At 37.6% G+C, this 21,648-nt stretch carries 18 protein-coding genes and 2 pseudogenes; all 20 read left to right on the top strand.

Annotation, left to right across the window (positions count from 1 at the left end):
- Positions 1–41 precede the first annotated feature (41 nt).
- The 20 genes and pseudogenes from pdeA to AC4PG0_RS10895 all read left to right on the top strand — a co-directional run bounded on the left by pdeA (position 42) and on the right by AC4PG0_RS10895 (position 21,525).
- Complete coding sequence (gene pdeA, locus AC4PG0_RS10990) at positions 42–2,015, top strand: cyclic-di-AMP phosphodiesterase PdeA (protein ID WP_003772681.1); 1,974 nt, start codon at positions 42–44, stop codon at positions 2,013–2,015.
- Between the two features lie 2 nt (positions 2,016–2,017).
- On the top strand, positions 2,018–2,464 hold the full coding sequence (gene rplI, locus AC4PG0_RS10985; protein ID WP_003772680.1) for a 50S ribosomal protein L9: 447 nt from the start codon (positions 2,018–2,020) through the stop codon (positions 2,462–2,464).
- A 24-nt stretch (positions 2,465–2,488) separates the two neighbouring features.
- Positions 2,489–3,841 carry a replicative DNA helicase gene (gene dnaB, locus AC4PG0_RS10980; RefSeq protein WP_003721677.1) on the top strand — a complete coding sequence of 451 codons (1,353 nt, stop codon included), beginning with the start codon at positions 2,489–2,491 and terminating at the stop codon, positions 3,839–3,841.
- Positions 3,842–4,099: 258 nt separating this feature from the next.
- Positions 4,100–5,392 (top strand): adenylosuccinate synthase, encoded by a 1,293-nt coding sequence (locus tag AC4PG0_RS10975; protein ID WP_003772678.1) that lies wholly within the window; start codon positions 4,100–4,102, stop codon positions 5,390–5,392.
- A gap of 325 nt (positions 5,393–5,717) precedes the next feature.
- A complete protein-coding gene (locus AC4PG0_RS10970; RefSeq protein WP_003759554.1) occupies positions 5,718–6,011 on the top strand; it encodes a WXG100 family type VII secretion target in 294 nt (97 codons plus the stop codon).
- A 148-nt stretch (positions 6,012–6,159) separates the two neighbouring features.
- A complete protein-coding gene (esaA, locus tag AC4PG0_RS10965; protein ID WP_492167544.1) occupies positions 6,160–9,363 on the top strand; it encodes a type VII secretion protein EsaA in 3,204 nt (1,067 codons plus the stop codon).
- Positions 9,353–9,865, top strand: coding sequence for a type VII secretion protein EssA (essA, locus tag AC4PG0_RS10960; protein ID WP_492167543.1), 513 nt, complete (start codon positions 9,353–9,355; stop codon positions 9,863–9,865). Before esaA ends, essA begins: the two co-directional genes overlap by 11 nt.
- A gap of 17 nt (positions 9,866–9,882) precedes the next feature.
- A complete protein-coding gene (locus tag AC4PG0_RS10955; RefSeq protein ID WP_003759563.1) occupies positions 9,883–10,134 on the top strand; it encodes an EsaB/YukD family protein in 252 nt (83 codons plus the stop codon).
- A gap of 21 nt (positions 10,135–10,155) precedes the next feature.
- Positions 10,156–11,352: a type VII secretion protein EssB gene (gene essB / locus AC4PG0_RS10950; RefSeq protein ID WP_492167542.1), complete on the top strand. Its 1,197-nt coding sequence runs from the start codon at positions 10,156–10,158 to the stop codon at positions 11,350–11,352.
- Positions 11,353–11,365: 13 nt separating this feature from the next.
- Positions 11,366–15,862, top strand: a complete 4,497-nt coding sequence (gene essC, locus AC4PG0_RS10945) for a type VII secretion protein EssC (protein WP_492167541.1) — start codon at positions 11,366–11,368, stop codon at positions 15,860–15,862.
- A 19-nt stretch (positions 15,863–15,881) separates the two neighbouring features.
- Complete coding sequence (locus AC4PG0_RS10940) at positions 15,882–16,277, top strand: hypothetical protein (protein ID WP_003727547.1); 396 nt, start codon at positions 15,882–15,884, stop codon at positions 16,275–16,277.
- Positions 16,270–16,569 carry a WXG100 family type VII secretion target gene (locus AC4PG0_RS10935; RefSeq protein WP_112120513.1) on the top strand — a complete coding sequence of 100 codons (300 nt, stop codon included), beginning with the start codon at positions 16,270–16,272 and terminating at the stop codon, positions 16,567–16,569. Before AC4PG0_RS10940 ends, AC4PG0_RS10935 begins: the two co-directional genes overlap by 8 nt.
- Positions 16,566–17,267: a DUF5081 family protein gene (locus AC4PG0_RS10930; protein ID WP_492167540.1), complete on the top strand. Its 702-nt coding sequence runs from the start codon at positions 16,566–16,568 to the stop codon at positions 17,265–17,267. The genes AC4PG0_RS10935 and AC4PG0_RS10930 overlap by 4 nt, the downstream gene beginning before the upstream one ends.
- On the top strand, positions 17,268–17,600 hold the full coding sequence (locus AC4PG0_RS10925; RefSeq protein WP_112120515.1) for a hypothetical protein: 333 nt from the start codon (positions 17,268–17,270) through the stop codon (positions 17,598–17,600).
- A 13-nt stretch (positions 17,601–17,613) separates the two neighbouring features.
- Positions 17,614–18,867 (top strand): annotated as a pseudogene (locus AC4PG0_RS10920) (hypothetical protein); the annotation flags it as partial.
- A gap of 141 nt (positions 18,868–19,008) precedes the next feature.
- Positions 19,009–19,428 (top strand): TNT domain-containing protein, encoded by a 420-nt coding sequence (locus AC4PG0_RS10915; RefSeq protein ID WP_233458768.1) that lies wholly within the window; start codon positions 19,009–19,011, stop codon positions 19,426–19,428.
- The gene (locus AC4PG0_RS10910; RefSeq protein WP_112120516.1) at positions 19,428–19,751 is read left to right on the top strand and encodes an Imm59 family immunity protein; all 324 of its coding nucleotides are present in this window, start codon (positions 19,428–19,430) and stop codon (positions 19,749–19,751) included. The genes AC4PG0_RS10915 and AC4PG0_RS10910 overlap by 1 nt, the downstream gene beginning before the upstream one ends.
- A 48-nt stretch (positions 19,752–19,799) precedes the next feature.
- Entirely contained in the window at positions 19,800–20,549 is a 750-nt protein-coding gene (locus AC4PG0_RS10905) for a hypothetical protein (protein WP_492168007.1), read from the top strand.
- Between the two features lie 119 nt (positions 20,550–20,668).
- Positions 20,669–20,893 (top strand): annotated as a pseudogene (locus AC4PG0_RS10900) (hypothetical protein); the annotation flags it as partial.
- Positions 20,894–21,192: 299 nt separating this feature from the next.
- Positions 21,193–21,525 carry an Imm59 family immunity protein gene (locus AC4PG0_RS10895; protein ID WP_185511062.1) on the top strand — a complete coding sequence of 111 codons (333 nt, stop codon included), beginning with the start codon at positions 21,193–21,195 and terminating at the stop codon, positions 21,523–21,525.
- The last annotated feature ends 123 nt before the right edge of the window (positions 21,526–21,648 follow it).

Genomic DNA, 21,648 nt, shown 5'->3' with positions numbered 1-21,648 from the left:
TTCAGACAAAAGGTATGTAAAAAAATGGGGAGCTGGATGAAATGTCAGGCTATTTTCAAAAACGAATGCTTAAATATCCATTATACGGTCTGATTGCAGCGACAATTATTTTGAGCGTAATCACGTTCTTTTTTTCGTGGTGGTTATCGGCGTTAGTAGTTGTTGGCGGAATTATTCTTACAGTTGCGATGTTTTACTTTGAATATCGCCTAAATGAAGACGTTCAATTGTATGTTTCTAATTTAACGTATCGAATTAAGCGCAGTGAAGAAGAAGCGCTAGTTGAAATGCCGATGGGGATACTTCTGTATGATGAACATTATAAAATCGAATGGGTTAACCCTTTCATGTCCAAATACTTTGATAAAACTGAGCTAATTGGTGAATCTTTGGAAGAAGTGGGACCGGAATTTCTGGATGTAATAACTGGAAATGATGAAAAAGGAATTATGTCAATTGCTTGGCGTGAGCATCGTTTTGATACGATTGTAAAGCGAAAAGAGCGGATTTTGTACTTATATGACCGAACGGAGTATTATGATTTAAATAAGAAATTTCAAGCGAATAAATCAGTATTTGCGGTTATTTTCTTAGATAATTATGATGAATGGGCGCAGGGTATGGATGATAGACGCCGTAGTGCCCTAAATAACTTAGTGACATCGATGTTGACTAACTGGGCCAGGGAGCACCGTATTTATTTGAAGCGAATTTCGACAGACAGATTTATGGCTTTTTTGACCGAAGAAATGTTGAAACAATTGGAGGAAGAGAAGTTTCAAATTTTGGACCGAATTCGTGAGCGGACGTCAAAACAAAATATTCCGCTGACTTTAAGTATTGGGATTGGTTATAAGGAAGATGATTTGATTAAGTTGGCAGATTTGGCTCAGTCAAGTTTGGACCTTGCTCTAGGGCGAGGCGGAGATCAGGTCGTAATCAAACAACCTGAAGGAAAAGTTAGATTTTATGGTGGGAAAACGAATCCGATGGAAAAACGGACTCGAGTTCGGGCACGCGTTATCTCGCAAGCTTTACAAGAACTAATTACGCAAAGTGATCAAGTTTTTGTTATGGGGCATCGCTATCCAGATATGGACGTAATTGGTTCTAGTCTAGGTGTAATGCGAATTGCTGAGATGAACAATCGGAATGCTTATGTGGTCGTTGAACCTGGAAAAATGAGTCCTGATGTGAAGCGACTAATGAATGAAATAGAAGAATATCCAAATGTGATTAAAAATATTGTTACACCGCAAGTCGCTCTAGAAAATATCACGGAGAAGAGTTTGCTTGTCGTAGTTGATACGCACAAACCTTCGATGGTTATTAATAAGGAACTGCTTGATTCTGCTACGAATGTGGTCGTTGTTGATCATCACCGTCGTTCAGAGGAATTTGTTGGTAATCCGGTTCTGGTTTATATTGAGCCATATGCGTCATCTACAGCGGAACTTATTACGGAGCTATTTGAGTATCAGCCTGATTTAGAACAGGTTGGGAAAATTGAAGCGACAGCATTACTTTCGGGAATTGTTGTTGATACGAAAAACTTTACGCTTCGAACTGGTTCAAGAACATTTGATGCGGCAAGTTATTTACGATCGCTTGGAGCAGATACAATTTTAGTGCAACAATTTTTAAAAGAGGATATAACTACTTTTACACAGCGGAGTCGTTTAGTGGAGTCGCTTGAAATTTATCATGATGGTATGGCAATTGCGACTGGACATGAAGACGAGGAATTCGGCACGGTTATTGCAGCTCAGGCAGCAGATACGATGCTCTCAATGGAAGGTGTGCAGGCATCCTTCGTTATCACGCTACGTCCAGATAAATTAATCGGAATTAGCGCAAGGTCGCTTGGACAAATCAATGTGCAAGTCATTATGGAAAAACTAGGCGGTGGTGGACATTTATCGAATGCAGCCACACAGCTTAAAGATGTTACAATTGCAGAAGCAGAAAAACAATTAATTAGCGCCATTGATGCGTATTGGAAGGGAGAAACATAATTATGAAAGTTATTTTCTTAAAAGACGTAAAAGGTAAAGGTAAAAAAGGTGAAACAAAAAATGTTGCAGATGGTTATGCAAACAATTTTTTAATTAAAAACGGTTACGCGGTTGAAGCTAGCAATGCGGCTTTAAGCACACTTTCCGCGCAAAAGAAAAAAGAAGATAAATTAGCTGCTGAAGAATTAGCTGAGGCAAAAGCTTTGAAAGAAAAAATGGAAAAATTAACAGTGGAATTAAAAGCGAAGTCTGGTGAAGGCGGTAGATTGTTTGGTTCCATTACATCTAAACAAATTGCTCAAACACTTGAAAAAACGCATGGTATTAAGGTAGACAAACGCAAAATGGATCTACCAGAAGCAATTCGAGCTTTAGGACATACAAAAGTGCCTGTGAAGCTGCACCATGAAGTAACGGCAACACTTGATGTACATGTGAGTGAAGAATAATTTTTCTTAAGGGAGCGTAAGACAGTGGATAATAATTTCCAGGACAGAACACCACCACAAAATATTGAAGCCGAACAAGCTGTACTGGGCGCGATATTTCTTGAGCCAAATGCGCTGATTACTGCTTCTGAAATTTTAATGCCGGATGATTTTTATCGAACTGGTCACCAAATCATTTTTGAAACGATGCTTGATTTGAATGACCACGGGAAGGCTGTCGATGTTTTAACAGTATATGAGGCACTTGCTGCCAAAGGTAATTTAGAAGATGCGGGCGGTTTGCCTTATTTAACGGAATTATCCGGTGCTGTACCAACTGCGGCTAACTTGGAATACTATGCCCATATTATCGAGGACAAGGCGCTTCTCAGACGTTTAATTAGAACTGCTACCCAAATTGCAACAGATGGTTATTCGCGCGAAGACGAGCTCGATATGCTTATGGACGAAGCGGAAAAGAGTATCTTGGAAGTTTCGCAGCGTAAAAATGTTGGTGCATTCAAGAATATTAAAGATGTCCTAGTTAAAACTTATGATGATATTGAAATTTTGCATAATCGTAAAGGTGATATTACTGGTATTCCGACTGGATTTAACGAGCTGGACAAAATGACAGCTGGATTTCAGCGGAATGATTTAATTATTGTTGCCGCGCGTCCTTCCGTTGGTAAAACAGCATTCGCCTTAAATATCGCGCAAAATGTTGCAACGAAAACAGACGAGAATGTGGCCATTTTTAGTTTGGAAATGGGTGCGGAACAACTTGTTATGCGTATGCTTTGTGCGGAAGGGAATATTAATGCGCAGAATTTACGGACAGGTGCTTTAACGAGTGATGATTGGCAAAAGCTGACAATTGCGATGGGTACACTTTCTAATTCTGGAATTTATATTGATGATACGCCGGGCGTTCGGGTGAATGAGATTCGTTCCAAATGTCGTCGTTTAAAACAAGAAACAGGTCTTGGCATGATCGTGATCGATTACTTGCAACTTATTGCGGGGAGCGGTCGTGGCGGTGAAAATAGGCAACAAGAGGTTTCTGAGATTTCTCGGTCGTTAAAAGCTTTGGCGCGGGAACTTGAAGTACCGGTAATTGCCCTTTCACAGTTGTCTCGTAGTGTAGAGCAACGTCAAGATAAACGTCCAATGATGTCAGATATTCGTGAATCGGGTTCGATTGAGCAAGATGCGGATATTGTAGCCTTTTTATACCGGGAAGATTACTATGATCGGGAAGGTGAAAATGACGGTACGATTGAGATTATTATTGCAAAACAACGTAATGGTCCGGTCGGTGACGTGAAATTAGCCTTTGTAAAAGAATACAATAAGTTTGTGAATTTAGAAGTGCGTTATGATGACGCAATGGCTTAATAAGGAAACCTTGTGAAATTCTAATTAGATTTGGAGTTTGCAAGGTTTTTATTTTATGCAAAAAGGTATCGTATTACTATTAATGGACTTTGAAATTCCCGTAAAATGATTAAAAAAGCGAACGATAAAATTACCTTACAAATCAATGTTCGTAAATCCATTGACTATTTTGGTGGCAAACGGTACAATGTATAGTGGAAAATGAAGAGGCTATGAAAAAATCATAGCTATCAAAGACCAATTAAATGAGGTGTTTAAATGTCTTCAGTTGTTGTTGTAGGAACACAGTGGGGCGATGAAGGAAAAGGGAAGATTACGGATTTTCTTTCCGAGAATGCAGAAGCGATTGCTAGATATCAAGGTGGGAACAATGCGGGTCATACAATTAAGTTTGATGGCGTAACGTACAAATTGCACTTAATTCCATCAGGTATCTTTTACAAAGAAAAAATTAGTGTTATTGGTAATGGTATGGTTGTTGATCCAAAAGCTTTAGTGGAGGAATTAAAATATCTTCATGATAAAGGCGTGGATACTTCTAATTTGCGTATTTCTAACCGCGCGCACATTATTTTACCGTATCACATTCGCATTGATGAAGCTGACGAAGAACGTAAAGGCGCAAACAAAATCGGTACAACGAAAAAAGGTATCGGGCCGGCATACATGGATAAAGCAGCTCGTGTTGGTATTCGTATTATCGATTTACTAGATAAAGAAACTTTTAAAGAAAAATTAGAGCATAATCTTGGTGAGAAAAACCGTTTACTAGAACGTTTTTATGAGCTAGAAGGCTTTAAATTAGAAGATATTTTAGATGAGTACTACGAATATGGTCAACAATTTAAAGACTATGTTTGTGATACGTCAGTTGTTTTAAATGATGCATTAGATGATGGCAAACGTGTGTTATTTGAAGGAGCGCAAGGGGTTATGCTTGATATTGATCAAGGAACATATCCATTTGTAACTTCAAGTAATCCGATTGCTGGTGGCGTAACAATTGGTAGCGGTGTTGGCCCATCGAAAATCAATCATGTTGTTGGTGTTGCAAAAGCATATACAACTCGTGTTGGAGATGGTCCTTTCCCAACTGAATTATTTGATTCTATTGGTGACACTATCCGTGAAGTTGGCCATGAATATGGTACAACTACTGGTCGTCCGCGTCGTGTAGGTTGGTTTGATAGTGTGGTTGTTCGTCATGCTCGTCGTGTGAGCGGATTAACCGATTTATCCTTAACGCTACTGGACGTTTTGACAGGAATTGAAACACTTAAAATCTGTGTTGCGTACAAGTTAGACGGAAAAACAATTACAGAATTCCCAGCAAGCTTGAAAGACTTAGCTCGTTGTGAACCTGTTTATGAAGAACTGCCTGGTTGGACAGAAGATATTACTGAAGTGCAATCATTAGATGATCTACCAGTAAATTGTCGTCATTACATGGAACGCATTGCTCAACTTACAGGTGTGCAAGTTTCTATGTTCTCTGTAGGTCCTGACCGCGCGCAAACTCACGTTGTTAAAAGCGTGTGGCGTTTAGCTTAATATTACTACAACCTAAACTCTCTGAGGATTTTCCTTGGAGAGTTTTTTTGATGTTATTAATAGGAAATATTGCTCCTGGCAAGGGCTTTTTCTTTAAAATCATTGTGTATCATTTGTACATTTAAAAGTTGTAAAAGTTAACAAAAATAAGTTTTGTTTGTGAAAAACACATCTTTTTATAGAAATGGGATTCCACAAAAATACCTAATAACGTTGAAATGAAGTGGTTTTGTTCGTTTTTATGTCACAATTTCTTTTGTGAATTCATGATATAATTTGATTGTGATAGCTTATTCACAATAGATAATAAGAGGAGATGAAGTGAATGTCAGGTCAAATTCGTATGAGTCCAAGCGAACTACGTGATCGCGCGAAAACTTACGGTCAAAGTGGTCGAGATATTGAGGATATTCTAAGTCGTTTAAGTCAACTACAAGATCAACTACGTAGCGAATGGGAAGGTCAAGCTTTTATGCGTTTTGATGATCAATTTGAGCAATTAAAACCAAAAGTAACTGAATTCGCAAACTTAATGGATCAAATTAACGATCAACTTGAGAAGACAGCAAACGCAGTAGAAGAGCACGATCAACAACTTTCTCAAAACTTCGGATTCTAAAAATCATTAAACAGTAAAGCATACATACAAATATCGTTGGATGCTTTACGAAAAGCCATGCAGTTTTTTGCATGGCTTTTTCTAAAATAGAAAGCTTATGTCTAAAAAGGCATTTATATAAAAAAAGACACAGCGGGAGTGGACATGAATGAAAAAAGTAAAATGGAGTATTTTACTCTTTTTAGTCTTGGCGATTTTTTTATCGGCAGGAATTACTTATTTAGCCTTGAATCAAGGGGCTAGTAAGGGTGATAAAAATAATGCGGAAAAAGCGCATAAAATGACTATCGCGCTTGTTAATGAGGATCAAGGAGACACATTCCAAGGAAAACGGGCAGAGTTTGGAAATCAATTTGTTAAAAGTGTTGAAAAGGACGAAGAACATGAATGGTACGTTGTAAGTCGCGGTGTTGCGGAGAGCGGCTTAAAACGAGATGTATACAATATGATGATTGTTATTCCGAGTGATTTTTCTAAAAAAGCATTATCTATGACATCAGAGGCGCCAGAAAAAGTAACCATTAGTTACAAAGTAAATGATGTTGGAAATAGCGACCTAAAAGCAGAAGCAGAAAAAACAGCTGCGTCTGTATTGGAAGATTTCAACACGCGTATTATTGATGTTTATTTTGCGAGCATTTTAACCACGTTACAAGAAGCGCAAGACAATATTGGCACATTAGTAAAAGAAGAGAAAAAATATGATGCAATTTACAACAAAGATATAAATAATCCCCTTTCAAATTACACCAAACAATTTAAAACAGTAGAAGATTATACCGGAGCCTCCAAAGAGAGTTTTCAGGGTTTCCAAGAGATTATGAAGGCTTTTGAAGAAAGCTTAAATCTCGCTAAAAAAGAAAATGCGGAACATATGAAGAATATGGATGCTTTTACAAAAACGCAAGAGGAAAATGGTCCACTTCGAGCCGGATTCGCGGAAAATTTACAGACATTTGATGGAACTTTGACTGCGGAAGATATTAGAACGCAAACAGTCGCTTTAGAAAGAGCCAATGATCAGATGACTTCAGAATTCCAGATTATAGAAGGAAACAATTCGTTACTCACCCAGACTCAAGCGTTACAAAGCTACATTGCAGAAACGAATGCTCGTATTGAAGCGTTAGATGCTGAGATCATCGGAACGCTCGAAAATGATTTCCGTACAGCAGTATATAACGACTTGTTACGCATTCTACAAGAAAACGAGTACTCTGATAGATTGAATGAAATTGGTCTTAAAGATTTAGCTGGCGAGGATATTAATGCTGGTTTTAACAATATGATTGTGAAAACTATCAAGGCTTTACCGACATACAATACGGACCAATTAGCTTCAATCGGACTTGACGAGGAGTTATATAAAAATATTGTAACCATTTCAAAAAAATATTATAGCAGTCATCGCAGTGCTTTTGGTGATAATTTCAGCATCACAAATGAAATGAAAACTCTACCAACAGATACGCTAAAAAGTGACGCTATAAACAAGCTGAAATCAGAAGGCGTGGCGCTAGAAAGTAATGCGATTACTTTAGAAGGAAGTGAATATGCTTCTGAAATTCTCCTAACATTAGATGAAAATTTTTCATTTGAAAATGTTGTTGGAGTTGTAAATGGAGATGCTCAAACGGGATTAGTTCAAGTAGCTCCTTATGGTGAAAACGGCTTAAGACTTACCATTCCAGCTCTAGGGACTCCGGTTGAAATTAAGGTTACGGGGACAGCGAAATTAAAAGAGGGAGCAAGTGTGCCTTTAGTTGGGGCAGTGAATTGGACAGCTTCCTTGCAACAATATGAAAAACAAGAATATCCTCAAATGCCTACGATTCCAATTGGTTTAGATCCCTCTACTCCAGAAAGTTCGCTCGTGGTTAGAAAAGAAGTTGTACCTATTAAAGTTACAGAGCCTACGTATCTTAACGAAACAAAAACTTCTGTAAAAGCTATTACTAATACAGTGAAAGATTATTATAAGTTGCAGGCGTTGTTTGATTTGTATTACGGAATTGACGCAAGTGACTCAGCACAGCTACCGGATTTTAGTAATTATAGCATAACCTTAGAAAACTCTGCGAAAACGTCTTCGTATTATTACATTTTTAATAAGGAAGATGTTATTAGTAATTTTGTAAATCTTACAACAGACCGATTTGTAGCGGATTATAAGAAAAAAATTAATGCATTCAAACAACGGATTGATGATTATAAATATACAATGGCCGAAGCGAATTCGCGCTCAGAAGATGTCACTAACAGGCTCACTGAGACAACCGAACAAGCAATAAATTTAAATACCAATTTAGCGCTAACTTTAGAAAATCTAGAATCTTGGCGAAATGCAAGTAAGGATTTAATAAAAGAAAATGATGTAGTTTTAGATAAAACGGGTGAGGAAGCTACGATGGCGCTTCAACTAAATTCTGAATTTGCCGGACTTTTAGCGGAAAGTGAATCACTTGCTGGGACGTCTGAAGGCAACTTAAAGTCGGCGGAAGTTGTCTATGAAACTTTTGATGCGATTGATAAGGAAGCGAAGAATATTCAGCAAAGCGGTGAAACCCTAGTTAAAGAAGCTTCTACTTTATCGGAGGACTTAGGAGAAAAACTGAAAGATGATGAAACTTTCCAGAAAAATTTCGCTAAAGTTATGGAAAATAGCCGTATTGGCGATCGGCAAAATGAAAATCTCTACAGTTTCTTAAGTAATCCTGTAGATAAAATGAATGCGGGAACTATTGTTGCTGGAGATAAATCAATGCCGTATTTCATGGTTCTAATTTGTACAATTTTGGCGATTTTCACAAGTTATGTTATTTCTCACCAAGAGAAGAAACGCCAGCAACTAAATGAATTTGAAAAAGAAATGTCTATTGTCTTTAAAAATATTCCAATCACGTTTTTGATGATATGTGTTGGAATAATTGAAGGCTTAGTAATCGGCGCTATTTCTGGCTTTATTTTTGATTTAGGCGAAATTGGGATTTTCCTATGGATTGGGGTTTGTTTACTGATTATGATGGCGCTTGTTACTGCATTTTCGTACGTACTACGCCAATTAAACATGATTGGAATGTCGATTGTTTTACTCGTTTTGAGTTTGTACCTATTTTTAACAGATGCGGTTGGACTTAATATCGATAATGAATCAATTTTTGCGACCTTTAGGAAATTTTCACCACTACAATATATGGAACAGTTGCTGAATGGAATTTTAAGTATGCAACAAGATTACATTATTATTGTATACAGTTTGATTGGCGCAACACTAGTGTTTACGGGGCTTAACCTGTTCGTTTGGCACCGTTCTAACAAAGAAGATGCAGAGGAGGATTCAGATGAAATTTAATATTGCAGTATTTATTGTATTGATTTGTTTCGCTTTTTCTCCTAGTGTCCTCGCTGCGGATTCGGATAGTTATCTTGAAAATAGTGGAAAAATGGACATTAAAACAGATCGTCTTCAAAAGACAAGTGAAGAAAAGACCAAAGAACTGGAAGACATGGAAGAAACAGAGCTTGATAAACAAGGTATTCCACTTTTTACAGATGAAATGGATGAAAAGATAGCGAAACAAAAAGCGACAGAAAAAGCTGAATATGACCGGATTAAAGAGTCGTTGTTTGAAGAAGAGCCAACTGCTGGTGAAACGGTTAAAAAGACAAAAGAAAAATTATTTGCTGAAGAATATGAAACGAAGGCTGCAACAAATGAAACGACGGTTACGGAAACAATCACAGAAGATGAAACTAAAAAGACAAAGCAAAAAACAGTTGGTGGAGCAATTGCTGGAACACTTTTGGCTTTAGCTGGCGGAATTTATGTGGCGGCGCGTAATGTATTTGAATAGAAAGCGGGGAAAACGAAATGGCTAAAAATACGCATATGAATGTGACGGTTGATTTCACTAATTGGGGCGCGGATAAGTATGATTTACGCATCCCAGTCCATCAACCAATTAAAGCATTAATTATTAATTTGGCAGAAACACTCAAAATAGAATATAAAGATTTATCCAAATGTACGATAAAAACGACGAATAAAGCTATTTTACTAAGCGATGATGATAAATTAACTAATTTTCAAATTGCTGATGGCGACATTTTAGAAATTTTATAGAAAAAAAGGAGAATGAAAACGATGAATAAGACAACAGAAATGGACGGAACAGCTTACGATTTTACTTATGAGGATTTAGCGTGGAGTGTAACGTTTCCTAAATCAAAAACACATGCAAAAGAACTAGCGCAACTAGAATTATTAGAAAAACCAGCTGCTCATTTTGTTCCGGCAAAAATTACGAGCGATAGCGATTCCTATACGATTTCTTATGAGATTGCTCAACATACATATGGCTTTGAGCAAGTTCGCAAAATGGAACGCGAAGATAAGCTACGAGCGTTGCGGAATATTGCGGATTTAAGTGAATTACTGAATACACGCTATACTTTTTTCTTACATCCCGATAATTTGATTTTTGATATAAATTTAGTCCCGAGTATTGTTCACCGCGGGATTAAGAATATTTTACCACCATATGAATTGACCGAAGAAATGTTCTTTAAGCAATATCAGTGTTTTGCGATTGCGATGTTTTCCAAGAAGTTTTCTTTTGAAAATTTATATAATGGCTCGCTTTCGGGTGCTAGAGGAACTCAGTTTGAAAAAAGTATTTTAGATGCAAAAACGATTCAAGATATTGCTGATATTTTAGAAGAAGCTTATGTGAAAGAAAATAAAACTGTGAAAAAGAATATGGCAATCGTTCCAAAGAAAAAATACGGAACTTTTCGAGGACTTGCGGTTGGTTTTATTATTGTAGCGATTTTACTGGCTATTCCAGTGAGCTATTTTGCGTTCATCAAAGTGCCACTTCAAAACGATTTACTTACAGCGAACGAGAATTTTCTTAAAACAGACTATGACAAAGTGATTACGGGGCTTGAGAATGTGGATCCTGAAAAAATGCCGCAATCAGTGCAGTACGAACTTGCTTATTCCTACGTTAACGGCGAAAAAATGAGTGATAAAAAGAAAGAAAACATTATGAATACCATCAGTTTGAAATCAGATCAGAAAAATTTACTTTACTGGATTTATAATGGTCGCGGTGAATTTGGTAAGTCACTAGATATTGCGAAACTTTTAGATGACCCAACGCTTGCAATGTACAGCTTAACGAAACAAATCGAACAAGTCCAAAGTGATACAAAACTTAGCGGCGACGAAAAAGTAGAAAAACTAAAAACGCTAGAAGAAAATTTAAAAGAATATGATGAAAAAGTAAATGCAAAAACGAAAGAAACAGATGCATCAACAAATACAGAAGCAAAATAAGGGAGACTGAACCATGAATAGAGAGGCTTTATTAATTGTTAGTAACGGGCAACAATGTCATAAACACCATTTGTCCCCTGAAAAAGTCGTGACAATTGGTAATACAATCGAACACGAAATTACTTATCCAGAACTAGTTGAATCAATGGAAGTTAAATATGATGAAAACTCGTGGAATGTCGGTACAACAGCGCTTCAAGTGAACCAATCCGTGAAAGTGGACAATCTAGCATTTTATCTTTGCCAAGATTTGGATACGCAAGTGTATGATGTCGTCATGAACATTTCTGTAGCATTTGGCGCGGGAACGGAGAATGATGTTACGATTGATGGCACAAAATCAGACTTTTTACTTTTGCGTGATGCGAAGGAGAAACTGTTTAAATTACAAGTTTTAAATGGCGAAATTTATCATAATTTTTCTTTAGTAACAGAAGACTGCGTTCTAGAACCGGGTGATCAGCTCTATACGGACGGTGTGACGATTACAATCGGAAAAGAAGATATTAGTGTACTTGCTGTGAAAAATCGCGTGACGAGCAAATTAGCGCCTTTATTCGCAGCGGACAATTCGTTCGGTGAAGACTATCCAGATTATCACCGTTCTCCGCGGATTATTTACCGTGCTCCAGAAGAAAAAATCAGCATGGCGAAACCTTCTAGTAAGCCCTCCAAACCAACAGATGGCTTAATTAAGATAATTTTACCGCCGCTTATCATGGTTGCGATTACTGTGATGATTTCTATTTTCCAACCTCGTGGGCTGTATATTATTATGACAATCGCAATGTCAGCAGTAACGATAACGATGGCGATTATTAATTACGTAAAATCACGCAAAAAATACAAAATCGATTCCAAACAACGCGTGGAAAGCTACGATTTATATTTAAAACGAAAAACGAAAGAATTACATGAAACAAGTGAGAAGCAACGCCACGCCTTAACTTACCATTATCCGGATGTAACTGAACTGGAAAAAATGGCGCTTCGAGTGGATTCGCGTATTTATGAAAAAACAATGTTCCACCATGATTTCTTGACTTTCCGAGTTGGACGCGGCGCCGAAGCAAGTAGTTTTTCCGTCGAATTTCAACAAGAAGAATTTAGTCAGGACAAAGATGAACTTATTGATGAAGCTGTGAAAATCAAAGGACAATATTTATCTATTAATGAAGTGCCAGTTGCGACAGATTTAATGCACGGACCAGTGGGTTACATTGGACCGCGCCGTTTAGTATTAGAGCAACTTCAAATGTTGGTAATGCAAACATCCCTTTTCCATAGTTATTATGATTTGCAATTTATTACCATTTTCCCAGAAGAAGAAAAGGCGGATTGGGACTGGATGCGCTGGTTACCGCATGCGAATATGCGTGATGTGAATGTGCGTGGTTTTGTTTACCATGAACGTTCGCGCGACCAAGTGCTGAACTCGCTTTATCAAATTTTAAAAGAACGTAAACAAGCGCTCACTGAACAAGCGAGCAAACAGGAAAAATTATACTTCACACCACATTATGTGGTTTTAATTACCGACGAAAAATTAGTACTCGATCACACGGTTATGGAATTCTTCAATGAAGATCCAAGTGAACTAGGTGTTTCTTTAGTGTTCGTACAGGACGTAATGGAGAGCTTGCCAGAACACGTGAAAACGGTCGTGGATATTCGTGATGCGAAGAGCGGGAACATTATTTTGGAACAAGGTGACCTTGTAAACCGAGCATTCGTGCCAGATCATTTGCCAGCAGATTTTGACAAAGAAGTAATCAGCCGGGCTCTTGCACCACTGAACCATCTACAAAACTTGAAAAACTCTATTCCAGAATCCGTCACTTTCCTTGAAATGTACGGTGTGGAGCGTGTCGAGGAGCTAAACATTGCTGGACGCTGGGCGAAAAATGAAACGTATAAGAGCCTTGCTGTACCACTAGGCTTGCGCGGGAAAGACGATATTGTTCAATTGAATCTACATGAAAAAGCGCACGGGCCGCATGGTTTGGTAGCTGGGACGACTGGTTCTGGTAAATCAGAAATCATTCAGTCTTATATCATTTCACTTGGCGTCAATTTCCACCCATATGAAGTCGCGTTCTTGCTGATTGACTATAAGGGCGGTGGTATGGCGAACTTATTTAAAAATATGCCACATTTACTTGGAACAATTACAAACTTGGACGGCACGCAATCGATGCGTGCACTAGCTTCCATCAAAGCCGAATTGCAAAAAAGGCAACGATTATTTGGCGAGCACGATGTTAACCACATCAACCAATACCAAAAACTATACAAACAAGGAAAAGCGACCGAACCAATGCCGCATTTATTCCTTATTTCAGATGAGTTCGCCGAGCTGAAATCAGAACAACCAGAATTCATGAAAGAACTCGTTTCGACAGCACGTATCGGGCGTTCACTCGGAATCCATTTAATCCTAGCAACCCAAAAACCAAGCGGCGTCGTGGATGACCAAATCTGGTCCAACTCCAAATTCAAACTGGCCCTAAAAGTACAAAACGCCAGCGATTCAAACGAAATTTTGAAAACACCAGACGCAGCAGAAATTACACTACCAGGTCGTTCATACTTGCAAGTTGGTAATAACGAAATTTACGAATTGTTCCAGAGTGCTTGGAGTGGCGCGGATTATGTGCCAGATAAGGAAAGCACGGATTATATTGATACGACGATTTATGCAATTAATGACTTGGGTCAGTATGATATTTTGACAGAGGATTTGAGCGGATTAGATAAGAAGGATGATTTGACGAAACTGCCGAGTGAACTTGATGCGGTGATTGATCATATTCATGCGTATACGGAGGCTTCTGGGATTGAGGCGTTGCCGAGACCTTGGTTGCCGCCGCTAGAGGAACAAATTTTCTTACCAGAATTGCACCAAGTAAATACTGAAGAGCTATGGAGCGGTGAGAAACAACCTCTTCAAGCTACCATTGGCTTTTTAGACATACCACAAATGCAAGCGCAAGAGCCATTAACAATTAATTTGGCAAAAGATGGGCATTTAGCTGTGTTTTCTAGCCCAGGTTACGGTAAATCGACTTTCTTACAAACAATAACAATGGACTTAGCAAGACAGCATAACCCTGAAAGATTGCATGTTTATTTACTAGATTTAGGAACAAATGGGCTACTACCTTTGAAAAAATTACCGCATGTTGCTGACACGATTATGGTAGATGAAGAAATTAAAATTGGAAAACTTATTCGTCGCTTAACACTAGAATTAAAAGAACGTAAGCAAAAATTGAGTAAATATGGTGTTGCGAATATTTCAATGTATGAAAAAGCAAGTAAGGAAGAAGTTCCAGCAATTTTACTCGTTATAGATGCATTTGATTCTGTTGGAGAAGCCCCTTATAAAGATGTATTTGAAAAACTAATTGCTCAAATTGCTCGTGAAGGAGCGAGTGTAGGGATTCATTTAGTTATGAGTGCAGTTAGACAAAATGCTATTCGAGTACAAATGTTAGCAAGTATAAAACATCAAATACCGTTATTTATGATTGAACCAGGTGAAGCAAGAAGTATTGTAGGAAAAACCGATTTAGCCATTGAAGAACTTCCGGGCCGTGGATTAGTTAAATTAGAAGAGCCAACTGTTTTCCAAACGGCACTGCCAGTTTGCGCGGATGGAACACTTGAAATTATTGAAAAAATCCAAGCGGAAAGTGAAGCGATGTCTAGCGAGTGGAACGGATCACGACCTGCGCCAATTCCAATGGTACCTGAAGTTATCAATATGCTTGAATATCTAGAAAATAAACAAGTCCAAAAATCATTTTCAGAAGGAAAAACGCCAATAGCAGTAGATTTTGAAGATGTATTACCAGTCAATTTAGATGTGCAAACAGATGGCAACACACTTGTTTTAACAGATAATGCAGATGTTTTGGAAAGAACCATGGTTTCGCTAATCGAACTAATTGGTCAGAATATGGAAGTGGATATTGCTCTATATGACAATTCGTCTAACAGATTCCAACAGTACAGAAACAACGTAAATATATACGCAGGTGAGGAAACTGCCATGAATAGTGCTTCAGAGCAAATTGTTAGCGTACTCGAAGCTCGAGAAGATGGTTGGAAGGATATTCAACGGGCATCGAATGGAGAAATCACACTCAAAATGTATGTTGAAGAATTACGACCAATGTATGTGCTACTAACGGATAGTATCTATGCTGCGGAACAGATGTCTCTGGAAGCTAGGAAAAATATGGTCCGACTAATTGAAAATGGACCTAAATTAGGTATCTACTTTGTTACCGGAAGCCAAACAGGAATTCTATATAGAGCTCGAGATGAAATTTCTGGTGAATTACGAAAACAAAAAACCGGTATCTTACTTGGACGGATTTCAGATCAAAATATTCTCAGTCTCATAAACAACATCTATAAAGAAGCTCTGCTAGCGCCGTATGAGGCGTATTACATTAAACAAGGTCAATACGAAAAAATTAAACTTATTGCACCAAATCAATAATTGAAAGGAGCTGTTAATGATGGGTCTAACAGATTTCTGGAAAACACCTACTGAGAAAAAACGAGATGAATACGATAAGCTGCATGACTATCTAAAAGATGCTCTCAAAAAACATGATGAAAAAATGGCAGAAGTAAAAAGTGATTTGAGTGCGTATAAAAAAGGAATGCCTGATATGCCGAGCAAAGGTATTCCTGCAAATCCATTTGTAGAAAAAAATGAGAAAGTCTTAGAGCAGCTTGAAAAATATATAGATAAAGAAAAAGATAAACGTGCCAGTTTGAAAAGTGCTATTGATACAGCTTATAGAAAATATTTAGAGTATAAAGCATTGGCCATAAAAGAAGAAAAAGCAGAGCAAGCAAAGAAAGAGAAGGAGAAAAAAGAACGAGAGGAGAGGCTAAAGAATGGGTAATGTGAAAATTGATGCCGCAAAAGTTGCTGAAGCTAAAAAATCGGCTGCCATAGTGGAAAAAAGCTTAGAATCAACACATAAAAAATGCAAATCAGTTATTTCTTATGTAGAAGGCGCATCTTGGAGTGGTAAATCGCGGGACGCTTTCCTTACCTTCATGGAATTAATTGAAAAGTATCATGCTGATGTGAAGAAAAACTATAAAAAGCAAAAGAAAGCATTAACTTCCTTAGAAGATTATGTAGAGGATTTTGAGAATACTTCATACTCCAAGGATGTGAAAAGACTATGACAGTGGAAACGATAGACGTATTTTCCCCTGTTGAGTTATACCTTTTACTTTCTCCAATCGATGCGCAACACTTATTTGGTGTTCCTGACAAGCTTACTTTTTTATTAAAGGGAGAAGATGTTTTTGCTGAAGGGTTTGACCGGCTCAAGAGTAAAGGGATATTAAATAATGCAGGCGAGCTAACGGATGGCGGCGGCTTTTTGATTGATTCCTTAATTGAATATTATCAAAGTAAAAAGTATGTGCGTATGAACCAGTTGATGTTTGCTTTTCCAGAAAAAACACCCAATGAACTACTTGTAATGATTGAGATAACTCCTCAAAGAGAATATCGATTTGAACGAATGAATAAAATTTATGCGCTAGAAATGATAAAAGATTTCTTTCCGCTCATTCGTAGAGAACCTGGTGAAAGAGAGACTGAGTTTCTAAAAGAAGAATTGACTAATGAAGAGCGTAAACGAGCAACTGCTTTTGATCCGGAGAAAAATTTTATTAGTATGGAATTCTTTCATGTGGATGAGGAACCAAAAGAAAAAAACAATGCTAAATACTACAAACAGTACTTGGCATTTGAGATGGAAGACAAATTAATGATGGTAGATGTTGTAAACGATACCTATTACCGTGGAAGCCAGTATGCTTTATTAAAATTATTGTTTGATGAACTTGAATTTCCTTATGAGGAGGCTAAATAGATGGCGCAACAAACGATGGGCGGTGCAGGAGCCGCTTCTACAATAGATATTAATCCAGATGAAATGACTCATATTGCCAAGGAATTACTAGCAATTGCTAATGAGTTTGAAGGAGTAATAAAGCCAGCAGTAAATCAGTTAAAAGCAAATAAGTATTTAACAAAAGGCAAAGCAAAAAAAGCAATGGAAAAAGTACCTAAAGCGAACGAACGTGTAATGGAACTTCAAGACCAATATAACATGGCATCTTCCGTTGTATTCGATATACTCCAAACCATGGTAGATGCAGACAGAGATATTGCTGAAAAAATTATCGCAGCTTTAGAGGTATAAGGAGGCCAGATGAATGAAAGAAGTCAACTACCGAGAAGACGACTGGCGTGAAGCCAAAAGTGCCCTCGCCCCATTTGCCGCAGCGAATTGGGTAGGCGGTTTATTCAATAATTTAGAAAAAGTATCGAAAAATATGGAAGAAGCGGAAGAAGATATCCAAGAACTGGACTCAGACCATGCGATTTCGTTTCAACATACCAACTATCGTGGAAAGTACAGTGCTATCGAAGACGATTTGATGGTATTGTATAAGTTCAGTTGTCATGCAGGGGAAAAGATGGAAACCCTGGTAGACCAACCGTTTTATGAGAAGTTGGATGCGTTTGTGGACGGCATGCAAGATTTGAGTATTTCGACGTATTCTACCACCAACCGGATTGGTGCGAAGTCGAAACAAACCTATACAACTACATCTGGCGGTTCGCAAGTCATCGAGTCCATCAAAGAAGGTGCGACGATCGAAGATTTGATGAATGGCGATAACTTCTACGCAAACCAAATGCAACTACAATATAGGGACTGGCAACGAGCGAATCCAAATCAAGATGTGAGTAAGAAAGACTTTCAAATGGGGATGTTACATAGCCGGGCATTTGAATATAAATCGATTAAAGATGAACAACAAGAGAAAGAGTTTTGGGTCAACATTGTGGCAACCGTGGTGATTGTGGGTGTCAGTATTTTCTGCCCACCTGCCGGCCTTGCCTTAGCCGTAGGATACGGGAGTTTAGAAGCTGGTTCGGCGATAAGTGGGAAGGACTGGGTATCTGGCCGAGAACTAAGTACGGAAGAACGGGCGCTCCGTGGCGGTTTAGCGCTGCTAGATATCGTTCCAGGTGTGAAAGCATTGAGCACAGGAGCGAAAGCTGCCAGTGCCGGCTCGAAACTTGTCCGCGTAGGCGATAATATTTTAGTAGGTAGCAAGAACGTCGGCAAAGGAACTATCGACAATGGGATTCAAGCAGGGAAACAAGCGATGGATCTCCGGTTAGCCAATGCGAAAAAAGTCAGCGAAGCCGTCCAAAAGAAACTCACCAAAGACCTTGACGATATCGGCATGATGGCTAAGACCATCCAAAACAAAACCAAAGAAACCTTCACACTTCCACCGCGTGAGAAACTCGCCTTTGCGGGAGGAGGCAGTATCCCGGAACAAAGCGCTGCTGGAGCCGCCTCCATAGCTGCGAAGAAAAAGCTGAAAGATGTTATGCAGAACATGGATAATTTGAATGTGAAGGGCGGCGGGAAAGCTGGTATAATTGAGGAAACTAGTAAGCATTTCTCACCCCAAAAAGTAACCTTAGAAAATGGAGAAATTGCTTATAAAGCAAAAGACGGTGCATTAGTCCGTTCACCCGAATACTTAGATAAAGAAGGCAATATCAAGTGGCCAGAAGCGGATGGATTTGTGGTAGATAAGGCTGGAAAACCTATTACGGTAAATGCTGATTTGAAAGCAGGTCAGATTATTGATCGATATGGAAACTCATTTGGTAAATTTACTAGCCCTGTAGAAGATGGGAACATTTTAGCTTATGATACAAGAGGATTACCTTATCCTGAAAGTGCTAAAACGTATCACCAGTATGAAGTAGTGACGGATATTAACTTAGAGAATGTTCAGAAGGCTTATAATAAGCTAAGCCCTGTAGAGCAAGGTAAATTAGCAAATGACATGATAAAACATAAATTTTCGCTAGAAGATATAGCGAATCCTAAGTCTGGAAAAATATCAAAAGTGTTTGGAGCTGGTGGAGGAACTCAAATTCAACTAGGAACAGTGGTTGACTGGTATGAAAAATTGAATCTTTTAAAGGAGGTAAAATAATGAGTTATGATTTAATGGAATATAAAAAAATTTTAGAAGAAGATATTTATTTATTGGGTTATCAGGAATTAAGATACGCTATATTCGAAGGCGAGAAAAATAATCGACAAGAATATCAAGTTAGAATTGAAAAGAATGAAGCTAAATTTGAAGTATACATGACAGCTGATAGAGCTAGTGTAATGGGGAAATATGAATTTGAGGATGTTTTCCAAGCATTTAACCAATTTTTAAATATTATGCAACTTACAGTCTTGTCAAATCGGAAAAGAGTGAAAGACGGGGAACCGCCAGAATACTCCTGTCCATTATGGGATAATTAAGAGTAGAAAAAATATCTTAAGTGGATATGGAGAGTTATATTGATAGAAATGACCCAAGGACTGGTGAATATCCTTATGTTATTTTCCTCATTTCACTTGTGTATTTTTGAGCATACGCTATTGATATGGGGAATTTTCTTCCAAAGCCATAAAGGAGTAAAGATAGTGAACAATACCAGCATATACAATAAAATTGAAACAGAGTTTTCTATTATAAATGATGCAAATAGCCTAATTTCTATTGCTGTTCGAGGAATAAATCACTATCCAGAGAATTTTGTTAAAGTAATATTGAACAAGCGGAGTGGTTACTTTGACTTAATGAATATGGTAAGAGGAAAAGAATATACGGTGGCTTCGTTTTCAGAAGAGGATAGGGCGATAATAGCAGTATACATTTATGGAAAGAATAAACTGGAGTTTAAAGATTATAATTCGAATATTAAAGATGAGATTGATAAGGCGCAGTCACTTGAAGAAATTAAAACAATTTTTATGCTTGTTTTTGGAGAGCGATACTACTCTTTTTTTGATAGGAGAAAAGGTAGAATCGTATTAGAAAAAGAAAATAATGACAGGTACAATGTTTTGTATTACGGGAAAGATAAATCCGTAATATATATTACTAAATCAAGAAAATTAAACATTGCGGCTAAAGTTTTATGTAACTATAGTTTAGATTTAAAACATTTTTATGAAATAATTGAAAAACTTGAGCTAGAGGAAGATTTTAAGTTTATAGAAGAATTAAAAAAGCTATATTTATTTGGTCGCAGTGACTGTAATTCAATAGATTAGGTATATAGAAAATCGATTCAAAAAGTTAAATGGGATGTTAACCATATTGATTAATGTGAGCTCCAGAAGAACTCAGACAAAAACCGCTATTCCAACCTAGAAAATCGGAGGCCAGATGAATGAAAGAAGTCAACTACCGAGAAGATGGCTGGCATGAAGCCAAAAGTGCCCTCGCCCCATTTGCCGCAGCGAACTGGCTGGGCGGCTTATTTAATAATTTAGAAAAAGTATCGAAAAATATGGAAGAAGGTATCCAAGAACTGGACTCTGACCGCGCGATTTCCTTTCAACACACCAACTATCGTGGGAAGTACAGCGCCATCGAAGACGATTTGATAGTGGTGGGCTAACTGCGTATACAACTGAAGCTAAAGAAATTGGCGCACAATATTTTGAATTAGACAATTGGGATGAATTAAGTAAAGTGTATAGTGATAAAGAAATATCAAATTGTTTTTGAATATGAAAGGTTGCGTTTTACGATTAAAATAAAATGGGAAGGAGCTTTTTCGAATTTCAAAAAAAGGCGAGATAAAGAAAATTGAAGTGAAGCTCATAGATGATGTGAAATTTTAACCTTCAAACATTAGAAACGATCTAGATGATGCAATGAAAAATTAAGCTTAATAAAGGAGGTTAAATAATGAATAAAACTGAATTAAATAAACTACGATTGGAACTTGAGGAGGAAATTGAAGCTTTAGGATATCAAACTCTGAGATACTCTTTATTTAATCCAGAAAAAGAGTATCGAGAAGAATGGCAATGGCGTATTGAATACGAAAATGGGAAATACTTCATTTATGGATTGGCAGACAGAGCTAGTATTTTAGGCCGTAAATTTGAGTTTGATGATTTCTCATTAGCAATATCAGAATTTATTAATCGTTTAGAATACATGGTCAGAAGCAATAGGCGTAGAATTGAGAATGGTGAGTTTCCTAATTATTCCTCACCACTTTGGAATAAGCAATGAGGAAATTAATGGAAAATTAGTTTAGTAATATTATGCAATAAATAAAACCAGCAATTAAAATAGTGAGCAATGTTAGAAGAAGGTTTGATAGTTTGAACAGAACTAGTATTTAGTTATATCAAA

Source organism: Listeria sp. MAN/IMW/UF464, from assembly GCF_058683955.1.
This window is presented reverse-complemented; position numbering and strand designations above follow the sequence as displayed.

What these genes read in the sequence shown, in the direction of transcription:
- AC4PG0_RS10895 (WP_185511062.1), top strand. Translation starts at nt 21,193, where the DNA reads ATGAATAAAACTGAATTAAATAAACTACGATTGGAACTTGAGGAGGAA.
- essA (WP_492167543.1), top strand. Translation starts at nt 9,353, where the DNA reads ATGAAATTTAATATTGCAGTATTTATTGTATTGATTTGTTTCGCTTTT.
- AC4PG0_RS10940 (WP_003727547.1), top strand. Translation starts at nt 15,882, where the DNA reads ATGGGTCTAACAGATTTCTGGAAAACACCTACTGAGAAAAAACGAGAT.
- essC (WP_492167541.1), top strand. Translation starts at nt 11,366, where the DNA reads ATGAATAGAGAGGCTTTATTAATTGTTAGTAACGGGCAACAATGTCAT.
- AC4PG0_RS10970 (WP_003759554.1), top strand. Translation starts at nt 5,718, where the DNA reads ATGTCAGGTCAAATTCGTATGAGTCCAAGCGAACTACGTGATCGCGCG.
- esaA (WP_492167544.1), top strand. Translation starts at nt 6,160, where the DNA reads ATGAAAAAAGTAAAATGGAGTATTTTACTCTTTTTAGTCTTGGCGATT.
- AC4PG0_RS10930 (WP_492167540.1), top strand. Translation starts at nt 16,566, where the DNA reads ATGACAGTGGAAACGATAGACGTATTTTCCCCTGTTGAGTTATACCTT.
- pdeA (WP_003772681.1), top strand. Translation starts at nt 42, where the DNA reads ATGTCAGGCTATTTTCAAAAACGAATGCTTAAATATCCATTATACGGT.
- essB (WP_492167542.1), top strand. Translation starts at nt 10,156, where the DNA reads ATGAATAAGACAACAGAAATGGACGGAACAGCTTACGATTTTACTTAT.
- AC4PG0_RS10935 (WP_112120513.1), top strand. Translation starts at nt 16,270, where the DNA reads ATGGGTAATGTGAAAATTGATGCCGCAAAAGTTGCTGAAGCTAAAAAA.
- AC4PG0_RS10975 (WP_003772678.1), top strand. Translation starts at nt 4,100, where the DNA reads ATGTCTTCAGTTGTTGTTGTAGGAACACAGTGGGGCGATGAAGGAAAA.
- AC4PG0_RS10955 (WP_003759563.1), top strand. Translation starts at nt 9,883, where the DNA reads ATGGCTAAAAATACGCATATGAATGTGACGGTTGATTTCACTAATTGG.
- AC4PG0_RS10925 (WP_112120515.1), top strand. Translation starts at nt 17,268, where the DNA reads ATGGCGCAACAAACGATGGGCGGTGCAGGAGCCGCTTCTACAATAGAT.
- rplI (WP_003772680.1), top strand. Translation starts at nt 2,018, where the DNA reads ATGAAAGTTATTTTCTTAAAAGACGTAAAAGGTAAAGGTAAAAAAGGT.
- AC4PG0_RS10910 (WP_112120516.1), top strand. Translation starts at nt 19,428, where the DNA reads ATGAGTTATGATTTAATGGAATATAAAAAAATTTTAGAAGAAGATATT.
- AC4PG0_RS10905 (WP_492168007.1), top strand. Translation starts at nt 19,800, where the DNA reads ATGACCCAAGGACTGGTGAATATCCTTATGTTATTTTCCTCATTTCAC.